The organism is Propioniciclava soli, assembly GCF_038502305.1.
In the GTDB taxonomy this organism is placed as follows: domain Bacteria; phylum Actinomycetota; class Actinomycetes; order Propionibacteriales; family Propionibacteriaceae; genus Propioniciclava; species Propioniciclava soli.
The window spans coordinates 2,461,052-2,477,385 of sequence record NZ_CP115965.1 but is presented as its reverse complement, the minus strand read 5'-3'; the positions used below and the strand labels follow the sequence as shown (position 1 = coordinate 2,477,385).

Annotated in this window: 15 protein-coding genes and 1 pseudogene; 6 read left to right on the top strand and 10 right to left on the bottom strand. The window is 66.6% G+C overall.

The window, feature by feature from the left end; translation table 11 throughout:
• Window positions 1-206 precede the first annotated feature (206 nt).
• From PCC79_RS11105 to PCC79_RS11085, 5 genes are all read right to left on the bottom strand, one after another.
• Window positions 207-1,124: a phosphotransferase family protein gene (locus PCC79_RS11105; protein WP_073186133.1), complete on the bottom strand. Its 918-nt coding sequence runs from the start codon at window positions 1,122-1,124 to the stop codon at window positions 207-209.
• 433 nt (window positions 1,125-1,557) lie between these two features.
• Window positions 1,558-2,037, bottom strand: a complete 480-nt coding sequence (locus tag PCC79_RS11100) for a hypothetical protein (protein ID WP_026926298.1) — start codon at window positions 2,035-2,037, stop codon at window positions 1,558-1,560.
• A 71-nt stretch (window positions 2,038-2,108) separates the two neighbouring features.
• Window positions 2,109-3,623, bottom strand: a complete 1,515-nt coding sequence (locus PCC79_RS11095) for a multicopper oxidase family protein (RefSeq protein ID WP_232548353.1) — start codon at window positions 3,621-3,623, stop codon at window positions 2,109-2,111.
• Between the two features lie 3 nt (window positions 3,624-3,626).
• Window positions 3,627-4,364, bottom strand: a complete 738-nt coding sequence (locus PCC79_RS11090; protein WP_073186135.1) for a M23 family metallopeptidase — start codon at window positions 4,362-4,364, stop codon at window positions 3,627-3,629.
• A 61-nt stretch (window positions 4,365-4,425) separates the two neighbouring features.
• Window positions 4,426-4,716 (bottom strand): ArsR/SmtB family transcription factor, encoded by a 291-nt coding sequence (locus tag PCC79_RS11085; RefSeq protein WP_026926296.1) that lies wholly within the window; start codon window positions 4,714-4,716, stop codon window positions 4,426-4,428.
• 179 nt (window positions 4,717-4,895) lie between these two features.
• On the opposite strand from PCC79_RS11085, the gene PCC79_RS11080 reads away from it, so the two are divergent.
• Window positions 4,896-6,899 (top strand): heavy metal translocating P-type ATPase, encoded by a 2,004-nt coding sequence (locus PCC79_RS11080; RefSeq protein WP_342371842.1) that lies wholly within the window; start codon window positions 4,896-4,898, stop codon window positions 6,897-6,899.
• Window positions 6,896-7,522: a methyltransferase family protein gene (locus tag PCC79_RS11075; protein ID WP_300150421.1), complete on the top strand. Its 627-nt coding sequence runs from the start codon at window positions 6,896-6,898 to the stop codon at window positions 7,520-7,522. The genes PCC79_RS11080 and PCC79_RS11075 overlap by 4 nt, the downstream gene beginning before the upstream one ends.
• Window positions 7,523-7,561: 39 nt before the next feature.
• Here the strand turns inward: PCC79_RS11075 and lnt are convergent, their stop codons facing one another.
• The 5 genes and pseudogenes from lnt to PCC79_RS11050 form a co-directional block, all read right to left on the bottom strand.
• Window positions 7,562-9,118: an apolipoprotein N-acyltransferase gene (gene lnt, locus PCC79_RS11070; RefSeq protein ID WP_300150418.1), complete on the bottom strand. Its 1,557-nt coding sequence runs from the start codon at window positions 9,116-9,118 to the stop codon at window positions 7,562-7,564.
• Between the two features lie 8 nt (window positions 9,119-9,126).
• Complete coding sequence (locus PCC79_RS11065) at window positions 9,127-10,992, bottom strand: heavy metal translocating P-type ATPase (protein ID WP_232548357.1); 1,866 nt, start codon at window positions 10,990-10,992, stop codon at window positions 9,127-9,129.
• Between the two features lie 218 nt (window positions 10,993-11,210).
• Window positions 11,211-11,585, bottom strand: a complete 375-nt coding sequence (gene cmtR / locus PCC79_RS11060) for a Cd(II)/Pb(II)-sensing metalloregulatory transcriptional regulator CmtR (RefSeq protein ID WP_077687481.1) — start codon at window positions 11,583-11,585, stop codon at window positions 11,211-11,213.
• A gap of 126 nt (window positions 11,586-11,711) precedes the next feature.
• A pseudogene (locus PCC79_RS11055) lies at window positions 11,712-12,439 on the bottom strand (cytochrome c biogenesis CcdA family protein).
• 47 nt (window positions 12,440-12,486) lie between these two features.
• A complete protein-coding gene (locus PCC79_RS11050; protein WP_342371841.1) occupies window positions 12,487-13,086 on the bottom strand; it encodes a TlpA disulfide reductase family protein in 600 nt (199 codons plus the stop codon).
• Between the two features lie 244 nt (window positions 13,087-13,330).
• Here PCC79_RS11050 and PCC79_RS11045 point away from each other — a divergent pair, with 244 nt between their 5' ends.
• The 4 genes from PCC79_RS11045 (at window position 13,331) to PCC79_RS11030 (ending at window position 16,320) form a co-directional block, all read left to right on the top strand.
• On the top strand, window positions 13,331-13,810 hold the full coding sequence (locus PCC79_RS11045) for a hypothetical protein (RefSeq protein WP_342371840.1): 480 nt from the start codon (window positions 13,331-13,333) through the stop codon (window positions 13,808-13,810).
• Window positions 13,811-13,925: 115 nt separating this feature from the next.
• On the top strand, window positions 13,926-14,555 hold the full coding sequence (locus tag PCC79_RS11040; protein WP_342371839.1) for a vitamin K epoxide reductase family protein: 630 nt from the start codon (window positions 13,926-13,928) through the stop codon (window positions 14,553-14,555).
• 86 nt (window positions 14,556-14,641) lie between these two features.
• On the top strand, window positions 14,642-15,370 hold the full coding sequence (locus PCC79_RS11035; protein ID WP_081683804.1) for a DsbA family protein: 729 nt from the start codon (window positions 14,642-14,644) through the stop codon (window positions 15,368-15,370).
• A 26-nt stretch (window positions 15,371-15,396) separates the two neighbouring features.
• Window positions 15,397-16,320, top strand: coding sequence for a helix-turn-helix domain-containing protein (locus PCC79_RS11030; RefSeq protein WP_077684798.1), 924 nt, complete (start codon window positions 15,397-15,399; stop codon window positions 16,318-16,320).
• The last annotated feature ends 14 nt before the right edge of the window (window positions 16,321-16,334 follow it).

Genomic DNA, 16,334 nt, shown 5'->3' with positions numbered 1-16,334 from the left:
CGCGGACCTGCGTTCATCGACTGGTGGCGACGCGGGCGGTGCTCGCCAACCACGAGGACAGCCTCGGTCGCGGGCCGTCCGGCCCGCTCGCCGTTGTGGCTTGTGCGGATGCACCCGGGCGTCGGAGTGAGGCGGGTCGCTGACGCTGACTCGGATGTCGGCGTGGCACGGTGAACCGCCGGCACCTGTGGTTTCTGCTGGGGCTGTCAACTGTCCTGCATCCGGCGGCACGCCTGTAGCAGTGCGCGGGTCGTGGCTGGGGACTCGCCGGAGCGGAGAGAGCGAGCGGCCGCGATCAGGGTCGCGGCGCGAGCCGGTGGGTCGAGGTCGGTCCAGGGGTCGCCGGCTGGCGGCACGGCGGGACCGCCAGCGGCTCGATAGGCATTGAGGAGGATCGTCCAGGGCTCGTCAGGGAGCAACCCTGCCGCCCAGAACGCGGCTGGGCGCGCAAGGTCCCAGGCCGGGTCGCCGACGCCCGTGTCGTCGGGGTCGAGCAGGTACCAGTCGCCCGCCGGCGAGGGGCGGCCCAGTTGACCCAGGTGGAGGTCGCCGTGGATCATCGCGGTGCGTTGTGGCCGGCGTAGCCGGCTGGCAAGGTTCTCGCCGAGTTCGACCAGCCAGATCAGGTCGTCGTAGGGACGGCGGCGCAGATAGTCAATCGCCCGGCCAAGCCGGGCAAGCACGCCCGCCTGCGGGAATGACGACCCAGCGGGACGGGTGCGATGCAGCTCAGCAAGCAGGGTTCCCAACTGCGTCCACGGTGGCCGGTGGTCGGGAGCCAGCACGGCTACTCGTGGCCAGATCGTGGTGAGTTGTCCGTCGGGCGCGAGTATCGGAATGCCGTGCAGTGGCTGAACCCAGAAGCGGCTTGCTCCGGGTTGGGTGATGACCTGCAGCCGGCGTCGTAGGAGTGCTGTATCGGCCCCAAAGGGGTGTATCTTCACGACAACTCCGGCGCAGGCGTAGAGCCGTGCGCGCGCCCGATCGGGCTGCGGTCGGCGCTGGCCCTGGTGGGCCAACTCAGAGACGACAGTGTGCGAGGCCGCTTCACCGCCATGGTCACTCGCCACTGTTCGCACGAAGTCGGCTATCCCTCTCGGGATCACTGCCTGGATCTCGCTCACCTGGAGTGAACTGCCGAGATCGTTGAATGTGCCGGCGTCGGTACCGGACGGGTCAACTGGAGTCCGAGGTAGACCCACAGAGCGATGAATGCGACCCCGATGAGGAGCATCACGATCGTCCTGGTCCTCAGCCTGATGGGGGCTCGCGGCGCCGCTCGGGCGTCACCAGCGCTTGGGTGAGTCGATTGATCCTTGCTCATGTCAGTCTCCTGATGACTGCGTAGCGATGGTGACGGCTCCCGCGATTTGCAGCGGACGGTGAACTGCGGAGCGGGCCGAAGGACACCATCGAGTCCGTCGTGTGCGAACCTGGGTTGCCCGCTGAGTTCGCCATCGGGATGGCTCGTTCGTCACGCCCACGGCGTCGGAGGCATGAACCGCGTGCGGAAGCGGTGCCGCGATCCGGCTGGGCGCGGCGAACGAAGAGGGCTAGTCAGCAGAACGAAACTGGTGGCCCGCGACGTTGCGATGGCTGATAGTGCTCGAAAGAGTGGAAAGGCCGCGGGGTGGCGGCCGCAAGTACAGGCTTGGCCACGACTGGCCTGGTGAATGACGGCGTCGGGAACCTTCGGTGCAGCCAGTCGCGCGCCGACCGCAGGGTGCGGCGTACCCATAGTCCTGCGCCCAGCGCCAGCAGCACGCCGACGATGCCGGCGGCCAGGGTTGAGGTCGAGACCAGCACCCACAGCCGTACCGTGGTGTCGAAGTTGCTGCCGGGGAGATAGCTGTGTTCGGGGCAGCTTCGAGCCTGTGCGAACAGGTCCAGGTGGACGCCCACGGAGGCGAGCAGCGGAAGCTGCGGGGAACAGGTCTTGTCGCTCACGTCCAGACTGCCGGCCGCGCTAGCCAGGCCGATCCCGCCCAGCACCGTCATCAGCGCAGCGCTCCAGAGGCTGTGGTGACGGTTCCTCATCAGCGCTCCTCGTCCGGACACGCCCAGTGTAGTTGGGCGACACGGCCTGGCGGAGGCAATCGGCGAGCGGGTCAGCGGCCCTTGTAGCGCATGGTGAGCATCATGCCGGCTTTGGTGTGGTACTCGTTTTGGCAGTGGAGTGCCCATGTTCCCGGGTTGGTGGCATCCAGGTGCACGGCGGTGGTGCTGGATGGGGGAACCAGGAGGGTGTCTTTCCTCAGTCCGTTGTCCAGCGCGAAGGTGTGGCCATGCAGGTGCACCGGGTGTGCGCGTGTGGTGGTGTTGACGACCTCGAGCAGGAGGCGGTCGTTGTCGACCACTTCAAGGGGTTGATTCTGGCCGAAGGGCGCACCGTTGATGACCCACCGGTAGGGGTTGGCCTGCCCGCCCAGCTCGATGGTCGCGCGCGCATCGATCGGCCGGGTCGGGAGCAACGACGACTCCTCCGGGTACAGGTCGAGCCCCTGAGTGAGTTGGCCTGTGAACTCGGCCAGCTGGACCGGTGGTTCCGGTGGGCTCCCGGACCCGGTGCGTACCAGCGCGAGGCCGTGGCCGGGCTTGTTCCATGGCTTGGCCACGAGAGGGAAGACGCCGTCACCGAGGGTGACCAGGAGGTCGTATCGTTCGCCCATGCCGAGATAGAGCGCGGAGGTGGTGTGCGGCTTGACCGGGTGGCCGTCGGTGTGGGTGACGGTCAGGCGATGTCCGCCGAGGGCGAGGGCGAAGATCGTGTCCGAGGCGGCGTTGATCACGCGGAGCCGGACACGGTCGCCGGGGCGGCCCTGGTGGGTTACGGGCGCTGTCGGTACTGCTCCATTGATCAGGTAGAGCGGATAGGGGATGTCGCCAGCGTCGCCGAAGAACGGCTCGTTGCGGGAGGACAGCTGAACGGCCTGGGTGCCGGTGGTCGAGGGGCGGCGGGCGTTCAGGCGCCGGAACATGTCCTCAGGGGTTTGACCGTCGACGACCAGCCAGTCATCCAGGACTACGGTCCATTCGGCGTCGTAACGGCCCGGCTCTACGGGATCATCAACGATCAGTGGCCCGTAGAGGCCGCGGTCCAGTTGGACTCCGACGTGCGAGTGGAAGAAGTAAGTGCCGGGCTGGGGTGCGGTGAACTCGTAGAGATGCTGTTGCCCTGGCTGGATCGGGTTCTGCGTGAGTCCCGGGACGCCATCGACGTCGTTCGGAATGGGCATTCCGTGCCAGTGGATCGTGGTGGGGCTGGGGAGTTGGTTGTCCAGGTTGAGGCGCAGCAGATCGCCCGGGTTGGCTCGAAGGTCGATCCCGGGAAGGGTGTCGTTGTAGGCCCAGGCCTCGGCCAACGTGCCGCCGAGGTCGATGATCGAAGGCGCTGCCCGCAGCGTCTTCTGGACGATGGGTTGATCGGTGAGCGATCCACGTGGCCACCGCGAGCCACCGGGAATCGCAGGGTCGCTCGCCGCGGGTACGCATCCGGTGAGAAGCCAGCTGCCGGCGAGTGCGAATCCACCGCCCAGCAGTGCTCGACGTGAGGTTCCGGTGTCGCGGGGTGGTTGGATGCCGGCACTGGTGGTCGGAGAAGTCCGAGCTTGGGAGATGGCCACCGCTCAGTCCTTCACGAGGTAGGGCACAGGGTCGGCACCCTTGCCGTTCTCGTAGAGGGCTAGGTGGAGGTGGCAGGCGGTGGACAGCCCGGTGGTTCCGACGTAGCCGATCACGTCGCCCTTGGTGACACTCTGGCCTGCGCTGACGGCGTACTTGCTCATGTGGAGGTAGGAGGTCTCGACGTTCTTGCCCTTGATACGACCGTGGTCGATCCGGACGTTGTTGCCGGCGCTGCGGCTGAAGTTGGCCCTGGTCACGGTTCCGGACTGAGTGGCGTAGATGGGGTTCCCGCACGCGCCTCCGATATCCGCGCCGTTGTGCAGGCGCATGGAGCCGAGGATGGGGTGCTTGCGCATCCCGAATCCCGAGGCCACGCCACCCTTGGTGGGCCAGGTGAACCTGCTGAGGTCCTTCAACCGGGTGAGTTCTGCCTCGATGTCGGAGGCGACTTTGCGCTCGCGTTTCTCGTGTTTGGCGAGGAGAGACTGGAACCGCACCTGGTCGACCTGAGCGGCGGTTGCCTGGAGTTGTTTGCTGCGGTTCTCCAGCAGGTCCTCGAAGGTGGGCGCCCGCTCAGCGGCGACGGCTGCCGCCGAGGCGGGGGGCAACGGCGCATCAGCGGCATGAGCCGTGTGTCCCTGGTCCAGCGACCCGCTGGCGCCGATGAGGACGGCAGCTGCCAGAGCGATAATCCTTGCCGTTCCCGGCAATCGCTTCGCGCGAACCTCGCTGGCAGCCACCCCGTCCCCCCTCGACGGCGGTAAGACTAGCCTAAGAGTTTCTCAGATTCCATTCAGGGTTCTAGTCGTGACTGGCATGGTTCAGGATCTGTTCGACCATCGCTCGAACGTGGTCGTCCTGCAGGCGATAGAGGACGTTGCGTCCCTGCCGGTCGCCGGCGGCGAGGTTTAGGTGGCGCAGGATGCGCAGGTGGTTGGAGACCGAGGCTTGCGACATCGCCAGTTCTGTGACGAGCTCACTGACGGTGGCCGGGGAGTCCAACAGGCGAGCGAGGATCAGGACGCGCGCCGGCGTCGCCAGGCCGCCCATCACCTCCGCGATGCGCTCGGCTTCGCTGGCATTCAACCTCATGAACCACCACCCCTCTTCCGGAACGCGGCCTGGATTGATCCAACCAGATTCCGAGCGATCTGTGGCAATGCATCATTACATCATGATATGTATAGATCATGAGTGCTGCGCATGAAGATCACGAAGGCGACTCCCACGGACAGGGCAGGTGGGAGCTGTACTTCGCTATCGCCTCCGGCGTGACCTACATCGCGGGGCTGATCGCTGAGTTCGGCTTTGGTGCCCCGGAACCGCTGGTGCTGGGCCTGTATCTTGCGACCTACTTCTGTGGGGGCTTCTTCACCGTGCGGGGGGCGTGGGGCTCGATCCGCCGGGGCCGGTTCGAAGTGGACTTCCTGATGATCGTGGCCGCCGCCGGTGCAGCAGCGGTCGGCAGGCTCTCCGAGGGTGCCGTGCTGTTGTTCCTGTTCAGCCTCGGACACGCCCTGGAGGAGTACGCGATGGCCCGCGCGACTCGCTCGATCAAGGCGCTGGGCGAGCTCGCACCCCGCACGGCCACGCTCCGCGTCGGCCCGGACGAGCTTGTTGAGCGTCCGGTGGAAGAGCTTCAGGTGGGCGATGTCGCGGTCGTGCGACCGAACTCGCGGGTACCTGCGGATGGTTTCGTCAGCGTCGGCAGCACGGCGATCGACCAGTCCGCGGTGACCGGGGAGTCGATCCCGGTGGAGAAGGCTGCAGTGCCCGACGTCGCCAAGGCCCTGGCCAATCCCGACGCGATCTCCAGTGGCTCGCGGGTCTTCGCCGGGACGGTGAACGGCCCCGGCGCGTTCGACATGGTGGTGACCGCAGCGGCCGCCGACACCACATTGGCGCGGGTGGTGAAGCTCGTCACCGAGGCTGACACAGCCCAATCGCCCACCCAGCGGTTCATCGACCGGTTCCAGCGGTTCTATGTGCCCGCGGTCATCCTGGCCGTGGTCGTGGTGTTGGCGGTCGGGATGATCTGGTCTGCCGAGCCGTTCGGTGACAGCTTCTACCGGGCGATGCTGGTCCTGGTCGCGGCCAGCCCCTGCGCCTTGGCGATCGCAACCCCAGCAGCTGTGCTGGCGGGGATCGCTCGTGCTGGCCGCGCCGGCGTCCTGGTCAAGGGCGGTGCCCCGCTGGAGACTCTCGGCAAGGTCGACGCCATGGCCTTCGACAAGACCGGCACCCTCACCTGGGGACACCCCACGGTAACCGACACCATCCCAGCACCAGGCGTCCTCGTCGATGAACTCAATGCGATCGCCCTGGCTACCGAGACGTTGAGCGACCACCCGTTGGCGACTGCCATCGTCCGCGATCTCACCGAACTGGTCGGAGCGAACGCGCGCCGCGTGGCGACCGACCTCGAGGCCGTCACGGGCCGTGGCATCCGCGCGACGGTGGATGGTGAGATCGTCCTGGTGGGCAGCGTCCGGATGATGGCCGAGGCCGATCACGAGCTGCCGGTCGAGGTCAAGGCCTCGGTCGATCAACTCCAGGCCGAGGGCCGCACCACCATGGTGGTCACCCATGGCGCCCGCGTGCTCGGCGTGATCGGTGTGATGGACGCGCCCAAAGCCGAAGCCCGCCAGACGCTCGACGTCCTGCGCGAGTCCGGCATCGGGGAACTGGTCCTTATCTCGGGGGACAACCAGGCGGTCGCCGACGCCGTGGGCCGCTCGGTCGGGATCGACCGGGCCATGGGTGAGTTGTTGCCCGAGGACAAGGTGGTCGCGATCCGCAACCTCACCGAAGGTGGTCGCACCACGGCGATGGTGGGCGACGGTGTGAACGATGCCCCCGCGATGGCCAGCGCGAGCCTGGGCATCGCGATGGGCGCTGCCGGGTCGGCGGTCGCCCTGGAGACCGCCGACATCGCTCTGATGGCCGACGACCTCGGACGGGTACCGTTCATGGTGCGACTCGGTCGAGCAACCTCCCGGCTCATCCGGCAGAACCTCATCGCAGCCCTCGCCATCGTCGCGTTCCTCGTGCCGGCCAGCCTGCTCGGGCTAGCGATGGGTCCGATCGTGTTCATCCACGAAGGCTCGACCATCCTCGTCGTCCTCAACGCCCTGCGACTGCTGCGGTTCGACCACAACCGCGACCACCACGGCATCACCCACGAAGACCGTCCGGCCGGACGTGCAGGATCGGCTGCTCCACGGCAGGAACTCGCCGGCCGCACCCAGACCGAGTTGGACGCGCCAGTCGAGTGACGGCCCTGAACGGCTGGATCGCGCTGGCCTTGTACCTGATCGGCCTCGGTCTGGCCTTCGGCTTTCGAGCGGTGGTTCACCTGCGCCGCAACGGAGATACGGGGTTCCGACTCAAAGCAGGTGCGGCGGGTTCCGCCCAATGGTGGGGGAAGCTGCTGTTCGCGGTCGCGCTGCTGCTCGGACTGGCAGGCCCGGTGACGCAGATCGTCGGCATCGGACGCCTGACCATCCCCGGCGGCACGATCGTGGAAGGGATCGGGCTGGTCCTTGCACTGCTCGGGATGAAGACGTTGCTGCGGGCGCAGCGGGAGATGGGCGCTTCCTGGCGGGTTGGCGTCGACCCGGAGGAGCACACCGAGATGGTGACCGATGGGACCTTTGCGATGGTGCGCAACCCGGTGTTCTCCGGGATGGCTGTGTCAAGCGTCGGGTTGTTCCTGCTGGCCCCGACGATCGCGGCGACGGCGGCGACCGTCGTGCTGCTCGCCGCCATTCAGGTACAAGTCCGGGCGGTCGAGGAACCCTACCTACTCGCCGTTCACGGCGACGCCTACCGCGACTACGCCGCTAGAGTCGGCAGATTCGTCCCAGGCGTTGGGCACAGCCTTCGCGGCCTCAGGTAGCCGGGTTGACTGGATCGAGGACGGGGACGCGCGGCAGGCCTAGCGCCGAGCTGCGAACCTGAGCAGCAGGAGGCCGAGCAGGCTGGTCGCGGCCAGGAGACCGGCGATCCACGGGCCGAGGGAGACAGCCGGGGTCAGTCCGGTGCGTAGTGGGATGGTGGTGACCCGAGCGCCGATGGTGTCGGTGGGGAGTTCGTCGAGGATTGTGCCGTCGGGGGCGAAGGCCTGGCTGGTGCCGGTCGTGGAGACGTTCACGACGCCGCGACCGGTCTCGATTGCGCGCATCCGGGCGAGGGCGGCCTGTTGCAGGTTCTCGTCGGTGCCGCGGAAGTCGCCGTTGTTGGACTGAAGCAGGTACAGCTGAGCCCCGTCCTGGGCGCCCTGCCAGATGACGTCGTCAAAGATGACGTCGAAGCAGATGGCCAATCCCACCCCGACCCCGTTCAGGCTGACATACGGGGAGTTGGTGCCGGGAGTGTACTCGCGTCCGATCAGGCCGATCAGGTCCGGAGCGATGCGCTGGTAGAACCAGCGGTCGGGCACATACTCGCCGAACGGCACCGGATTCGCCTTGTCGAACAGCTGGACTTCGCCGCCGGTAGGCGGCCAGAGCAGGGAGGTGTTGTAGGTGTTCTCCCCGCGGCGGGTTGCAGCGTTCACCAGCAAGGGCGCCGAGACCTGGTGGGACAGCTCATCGAGTGCCCTGCTGGTCCCCAGGTTGTTGAGTGGGTCACTGTCGACCCCTCCTTCGGGCCAGACCAGCACATCCATCGGTTGGCCGATCAGCGGCATGGTCGCGGCGGTCTGTGCGGTGAGCATCGCACCAGGGGCCGCGGCGTCGAAGTAGCCGGCCGGCCCGTTGCCCTGCACCCAGCCCACGGTCACCTCACCAGCCGGGGTGGTGGGGAACTGCGGTGTCACGAGCAGCAAGGCGGTCACCGCGGCAGGCATGACCAGGCCCCGCCAGTCACGCCGGCGACCGATCCGCCACCACTGCGCGATCCCTGCACAGACGGCTGCTATCAGGAACGACAAGCCGGTCACACCTACCCACGAGACAGCTTCGGCGAACGGGCTGCCGGCCTGGCTCATCCCCAGACGAGCCCAGGGGAACCCGCCGTAGGGCCAGCTGCCCATGATGGACTCGCGCAGTGTCCACAACCCTCCGACCAGAAGCGGGACGATCACTAGCTGACCCCACTTGCCGCGCAGCGTCCGCGTGGACCACCGGTAGGCCAACGCGATCGGTATTGCTCCCGCGGCGAACAACAGTGCCTGCAAGCCGGCCAGACCGAGCCACGGCAGCGGACCCAGAAACCGTCCCGCCCAACTCAGGTGCGCCACGAAGAAGGCACCGCCGTAGACCAGAGCGACCAGAAAGGCTCCGCCCGACTTCCGGCCGGCGAGCGCGAGCAGGGCCAGGGTGACGCTGACGAAGGCGATCGGCCACCAGCCGAGTTCGGGGAATGCAGCGTCCAGCCCCACGCCAGCCAAAGCCGAGGTCACAATGGCCCACCCCAGCGGCAGCGCAGGCCGCGCCGGCTGCGCGGGCTGGCTGATGTCGTCCGCAGGCGGACTGGTCGTGGTGATGGTCATGCTGACCGCTAGTGGGTGCTGGCCAGCACGGCACTGGGTTGTTCCGCAGACCTGGCATTGCTCAAAGCGGCCGGTCGTTGGGCGGCGCGGATGCCGTTGAGGATCACCACGACCTCGGCCACCTCGTGGACCAGGACAATCCCAGCCAGTCCGACGATGCCGAACAGCGCCAGCGGGAACAACAGCACGATGATCGCCAGCGCGAGGCCAATGTTCACCGTCATGATCCGCCGTCCCCGGCGCGCGTGAGCCAGCGCGGCGGGTATGAGCCGCAGGTCGTGACCGGTGAACGCCACGTCCGCTGAGTCGATCGCGGCGGCTGCTCCTTTGGCGCCCATGGCGATGCCCACCGTCGCTGTCGCTAGCGCTGGGGCGTCATTGATGCCGTCGCCCACCATCGCCGTGGGGCTGCCACCGGTAAGTTCCCTGATGGCCAGGGCCTTGTCGGCCGGAAGTTGCTCGGCCCTCACGTTGGTGATCCCGGCCTGCCGGGCCAGCGCGTTCGCGGTGCTGGCGTTGTCGCCGGTCAGCATGATCGTGTCAATGCCCTGGGCGCGCAGCAGACGTACCGTTTCTGCGGACTCAGGTCGCAGTTCGTCACGAATGCCGATCAGCCCGGCTATCTGACCGTCGGCTTCGACCACGACGACCGTCATGCCCTCGCCCGCCATTGCATCAGCATCTGGCGAAAGCCCTGCGGGGTCGATCCATCGAACGTTACCGACCCTGACCCGGGCATCTCCGACCTGACCGGTGATGCCGCAGCCGGCTTCTTCGACCACCCCGGATGCCGCGGGCGCGCCCGATACGGTCGCGGCGATCGCCGCCGCCAACGGGTGGGCGCTGGATGCCTCCAAAGCCCCAGCCAGCGACAACAAGTCCCCCCGCGAGATGCCAGGCGAGGTTCGTACGTCCACCACCGCGGGGTCGTTCCGGGTCAGGGTGCCGGTCTTGTCCAGCGCGATCGTGCGAATGGTCCCCAATTGTTCGAACGCTTCGCCCGACTTGATCACGACACCGAACTTCGACGCCGCGCCGATCGCGCTGATCACGGTCACCGGCACCGCGATGGCTAAAGCGCACGGTGACGCCGCGACCAGCACCACCAGAGCTCGTTCGGTCCAGGTCCATGGATCACCGACGATGAACCCGAAGACAACCACCAGGACCGCCACGACCAGCACCACGGGCACCAGCGGGCGGGCGATCCGATCCGACAAACGCGCCCGTTCCCCCTTGCGGGCGTGGGCCTGCTCGACCAGCGCCACGATCTGAGTCAGCGAGTTATCCCGGCCATCCGCGGTGGCCTCGACCTGCAGGGTCGCCGAGCCGTTCACCGACCCCGCCGGCACCTCATCGCCCGGACCCACCTCCACCGGGATCGACTCTCCAGTCACTGCCGATGTGTCGATGCTCGATCGGCCCATCACCACGACCCCATCGGTCGCAACCCGCTCACCAGCGCCGACCACCAGGATGTCCAGCACCTGCACCTCCGCGGCCGGGACCGTCACGTCTCCGCCCAGCCGCGAGATACGAACGGTCTGCGGAATCAGCGCCAGCAGCCCCCGCAGACCGTCCTTCGCACGATCCATCGCCCGGTCCTCAAGAGCCTCGGCCAACGAGAACAAGAAGGCCAGCGCAGCCGCCTCCCCGACATGTCCCAGAAGAACCGCCCCGACCGCCGCGATCGTCATGAGCAGGCCTACGCCGAGTCGGCCGCGAGCCAGCCGCCGGAGAGCGCCCGGCACGAAGGTGTAGGCCCCAGCCGCCAGGGCAACGGCCTGAAGCCCTCCAGCGGCCAGGTCGAGCCCGGCCCATGCCAGACCATAACCGGCAAGCAGAAACACCCCAGAGACCAGCGACGGCAGCAAAGCGGGATCCCGCCACCACGGTGGCCGCACCCCCTCAGTGTCCTCGTCGCGCTCGCCGCGACCATTGGAAGCCGGCTCGCAGCACGCGCCGCCCGGTGTGTGCGCCGCAACTCTCAGGTCTCCGGCGGGTCCGGGTTGGTTTGTTCCAGGTTCCCGCAGCAGACTCATCGGCAAGGAGCCGTCCCCACGTGGAGCGTCCTCGCCGCAGCACTCCCTGCTCACCGGGCCTCTCCCGTCCTGCCAGCACCCGGGCCACAGCACAACGGCACGTCACAGTCCTCATTCACACAGGACACGCCGTCGTCGTAGGCGACCACCGCCTCCACCAGCAACTCCAGCGCTCGCGTCAGATGCGGGTCAGCGATCTCGTACCGCGTCTGCCGGCCCTCGGGCGTTGCCACCACCAATCCGCAGCCGCGCAGGCAGGCCAGATGGTTCGACACATTGGTGCGGGTCAGGCCCAGTGACTCCGACAACCGAGCCGGGTACCCCGGCGCCTCCAGCAACTGGAGCAGAATCCGCGAACGGGTCGGATCGGCCATCGCCCGGCCCAACCGATTCATCACGTCCAACCGGGAAGCAAGAGTCAGCACACACTGACCATACATCGGATGCTGACCTTATGCGTGAGGATGGGTCACCCAGGCAGCCCGGTTTCTTTTGACGCCGCAACGTGGCTCACGCTGATCCCGGCGGTGAGTACGTGGATCGGTGTCGGGTCAGACCGGCAGTGCAAAACTGCTCGCCCACTGCCGTACACCGGCCATTGCGATGTCCCACCAGCCGGTGATCAGCAGCACCCCGATCACCATCATGGTCACCCCGCCGGTGACCTGAATGGCACGATGGTGGCGGCGCACCCAGCCCAGCGTGCCGCCCAGCCGGTCGAAGGCCAGTCCAGCGACAATGAACGGCAGCCCGAGGCCGAGCGCGTAGGCGAAGGCAAGCACGGCGCCGCGCAGCGCAGTGCCCTCGTTCAGGGCCAGCGTGAGCACCACCGATAGCGCCGGGCCGATGCATGGCGTCCACCCCAGCCCGAACACGATTCCCAGCAGCGGGGACGCCGCCACGCCGGCTCGGGGAGCACTTGCAGCCGCCACGTCCCTCGACCCCACGGTAGCCAGTCGGTGAACACTAATCCCAGGGCGATGCTCAACACGCCGGCAGCCACCATCAATGGCCGCTGCCACGCGAAGAGCGCGGCACCCACCGAACCCATCAGTGCGCCGGTGGCGACGAACACCGCCGTAAAACCGGCCACGAACCCCAGCGTCCCGAGCAGTACGCGACCCCTCCCGGCCGCTCCTTTCGCGCTCTGGCCAGTAGTGATGTCCGCAGCCCCCATCCCGGTGGCGTACGACAGGTAGCCAGGAAGCAGCGGCAGCACGCACGGTGAGAAGAACGAGACCAGCCCGGCGAGGAGCGCGATCGGCAAGCCCAGTGCCACCGAGCCTCCGACCGCTTGACGGATCCAGTCACCCAACTCCAGCGGGATCACTTGCCCGCTGCCACATCTTGGACTAGACCCACGAGGGTCGTCTCTGTGGTCTCGCCGATGATCCGGGCAGCGACCCGGCCGTCCAGGTCGACCACGATCGTGCTTGGGATGGCGTTGGGCGGCAACTCGCCGGAGAAGTTCAGCAGAAGCGCACCCTCAGGGTCGAACAGGTTCACATAGGGAACCTCGAACGCGCGCACGAACGCGCGCGGTGCGGCCTTGTCGAAGTCTCGGGTGTTCAGCCCGACAAAGACCGCCTGGTCGGCGAGCTTCTGGCTGGCGGCCACGAGTGCGGGCGCCTCGGAGCGGCATGGTGCGCACCAGGACCCCCACACGTTGTAGACGATCACCTTCCCGGAGACGCCAGCGCTCGTCCAGCGCTCGTCATCCAGCGTGATGCCCTCGATCACCGGTGCTTGCGGACGCTCGTCCACTGGCAACACCGTCAGGCTGCCGTCACCCGACACAAACCCTCCAGTGTTGGCTTGTGCCGACCCGCAACCGGCGAGCAGAACACCCGACGCGATCGCAGCGGCCGCGGCCCAGAGTCGGCGCCTGGCGGTACGCGGAAGGCTCCCGATGTGCGACTGTTGCACCGGCCCAACCTCTCAGAGTCGCAGTTGCGGTCCCGGCCGCTGCCAGAGACTGTTTCTGGCCCACAAGACTGCCACGGCCGGTAAAGGGCCTCCTGCAAGCGTCTTCGTGGTCAGGTGGTCAAACTCCATCAGGCACGTGATCTCGCGTCAACCCTCAATCGCTGCGAGTAGTGCCGTCGTCGGACAGAGCGCAGCGGCACGCTTCGGCCACTTGCTAGACTCGTCGACAACCCGAGGAGCGAGCATGAGATCACAACGCCGTGGCGCCGCAGGCGCCGCCGCGTTGATGCTCATCGGTGCGAGCAATCTCGCTGCTGGTGTCAGGTCGGTGAACATCGCCGATACAGCCTGCATGCCCCAGGTGCCCCTGATCGCGCCGTTCGGCGTCCACCTCGATCTGTTGGTCGAGTCCGAGCTGTGCCCAGAGCACAGCTACCTGCCAGGGCTGAACTTCGGACGCTTCGCGCAGTCCTTTGTGGTGCTCTCGGCAACCACCTTGATCGCCGGCCTGGTCAGTCTGCTGCTCGGGCTCGGCGTGGGACTCTACGCCCGCCAGGCAGCAAAGACGGCCCGCGACTGGCTCCGGACACGCCTAAGTGATGCCAGGCCGGCCACCCTCCACGTACCTGCCCACGTTGCCATCATGGCACTCGTGGTTGCCGCCCCCGGACGGCGCCCCTATCACCCGCTTCAACGCCGAGGCCCACCCGCCCTGTCCTGCTGACCGACTCAATTCGCACCCAGTGCACAGACGAGCGCCCTTTCGGTGAACGCCGAGGGTCTGATGCTCGGCGCGTCGCTGCGGTGTGTCCGAACGACGACAGACAGGTCCTACCACCTTGACCACATCAGACGACCTTCTGGAGCGCATCCACCGGTTCAGACAGACCGACAGGTGGATCTTCTCCACCATGCTTTTCTCGGCTTGCCTCAGCCTGTACGCCTCCTTCGTCCTGTCCACCGACGCCGTCCGGCTAGCGGCCGACCCCAAAGTCGGACTTCCGTGCAACCTCAACGAGGTCATCAACTGCAGCGCAGTCGCCAGATCCTGGCAGGCCGGACTATTCGGATTCCCGAACGCGTTCCTCGGCCTGATGGCCGAGCCCGTAGTCATCACCATCGCGGTCGCCAGCCTCGCCGGCGTCAGGTTTCCGCGAGGCTTCATGCTCGCCGCCCAGATCGTCTATGGCCTGGGCTTCGTGTTCGCCTACTGGCTGTTCTTCGAGTCCACCTTTGTCATCGGGGCGCTGTGCCCCTGGTGCCTGTTGGTGACTGTGTCCACCACCTTGGTGTTCGCATCACTCACCCACGTCAACCTGCGCGACAACAACCTGTTCCTCCCAACGAGCCTGCACAAGACCTTGACCAAAGGGCTTCGCCTGGGAGTCGACAACCTGCTCGTCGTGCTCTGGCTCGGAGCGATCACCACCTTGGTGCTCGCCAAATACGGTCCAGCCCTCTTCGGGTAAGGACCCCAACCAAACGACCTGCCCACACACCGCGTCGCCGCCAGTCAGCACGCGTCCTACCCACATCTTCCGGCAAGGAGCCCTACATGCCCAGCAATCAGAAGCCCAAGAAGCCAATCGTCGACGAACGCCCCGAACCAGGGGAACGTGGCGCCCGAAGAACCATCATCTTGATCTGCGCGGTGCTGGTGATCTCGGTGGTCATCTTCGGCATCATCCAAGCCAGTCGCCAGCCCGCCGCCGTCGTCGAGCCGTCCACACCCGTCCCCACCGAAACCTCCGGCGCGCTCGTGGTACGCGAAGACTCCCGCCGACTCAACGACGCGCCAGATGCCACTGTGACCTTCGTAGAGTTCCTGGACTTCGAGTGCGAGGCCTGCGCCGCGGTCTTCCCGGCGATCGAGCAACTCCGGCAGACCTACGGCGATCGAGTGTCCTTTGTCATCCGGTACTTCCCGCTACCCAGCCACTTCAACAGCGAACGCGCGGCCAGAGCGGTCGAAGCCGCCGCTCAGCAAGGAGAACTTGAAGCGATGTACACCAAGATGTACCAGACCCAGACCGAGTGGGGTGAACAGCAGATACCCAAAGACGACCTGTTCCGCCAGTACGCCCAAGAACTCGGCCTCGACCTTGAGCAATGGGACGCCGCGTACAACTCTGAGGCCACGCTCCAGTTCATCCGCAACGACTTCAACGACGGTGTGGCCCTGGGCGTGACTGGTACGCCAACCTTCTTCCTCAATGGAGAGTTGATCAGTCCTGAGACCCTTGATGACCTCACCACCATGCTCGACCAGGCGCTCGCTGAGTAGACCGCTGCGGGTGCGGTACTGCCTACATGTCTGAGCCACTGCGGGTCGGCAGCGACTACTGGCCGGTTTGGGCATGCACGTACGCCGGCTCTCGCCCCATCGGCCCCGCGGCTCTCGATTGTGTCAGAGTCATCGTGATCCGTAGTGGTAGCGCACTCCTCGTTGGCGAGTTGGGGCAAAGGCTTGTGAAGACGGGGGATGTGGTCCTCCTTGCAGCAAACGTCCTGTGCGGAAGCGAGCCTGAGGGCCACATCACCTTGACCACGATCCATGCGGATACGGACTATGTGATCGATCAGGTCTACTGGCAGCACGCTGGGCTCGTGCGGGATCGGCTTGATGCTCAGGACTTCGCGGCGACCATCTACGCCGAGCCAGCGCAGGTTCTCAGCCTCGGTGAAAGGCAGGCCGAGACACTCACAACTTGGCTCGACGAGATGGTCGCGCTGAGCGCCGAGCGGCCCGTTGCTCGCTACTTCTTCCGGATGCAGGCCCTGTGGTTTTCCATAGCACACGTCATTGCCCCGTTCATCAAGGCGTCCCCGGTGCGGATATCAGCCGCCCGGCCGAGTCATGTCCGGCCAACCTTGCCGAGGGAACGACGGTTCGCTCCCATCAGGGAGGAGGCCCGCAGAGTTGCTGAGCTGTTGCGGACATCACCCGAGCGGCGATGGACTCTCGCCGCTTTGGCCATGGAAGTACACCTGTCGCCTGCTCAGCTAGGCAGGGTGTTCGTCGACGCCTTTGGCAAGACACCGCTCGCGTTCCTAACGATGGTGCGAGCCGAACGCTTGGCAAGGTACCTGCGCGAGACGGACCTCACTGTCACCGAGGCAATGTGGCGGGTCGGATGGCGCAGCCGAAGTCACGGCACGGAACTGTTCCGTCAGTACGTCGGACTGACGCCGGGTGCCTACCGACGACGCCAAGGGTCGTGTGGGCGCAACTGATGTACCCGATCTCG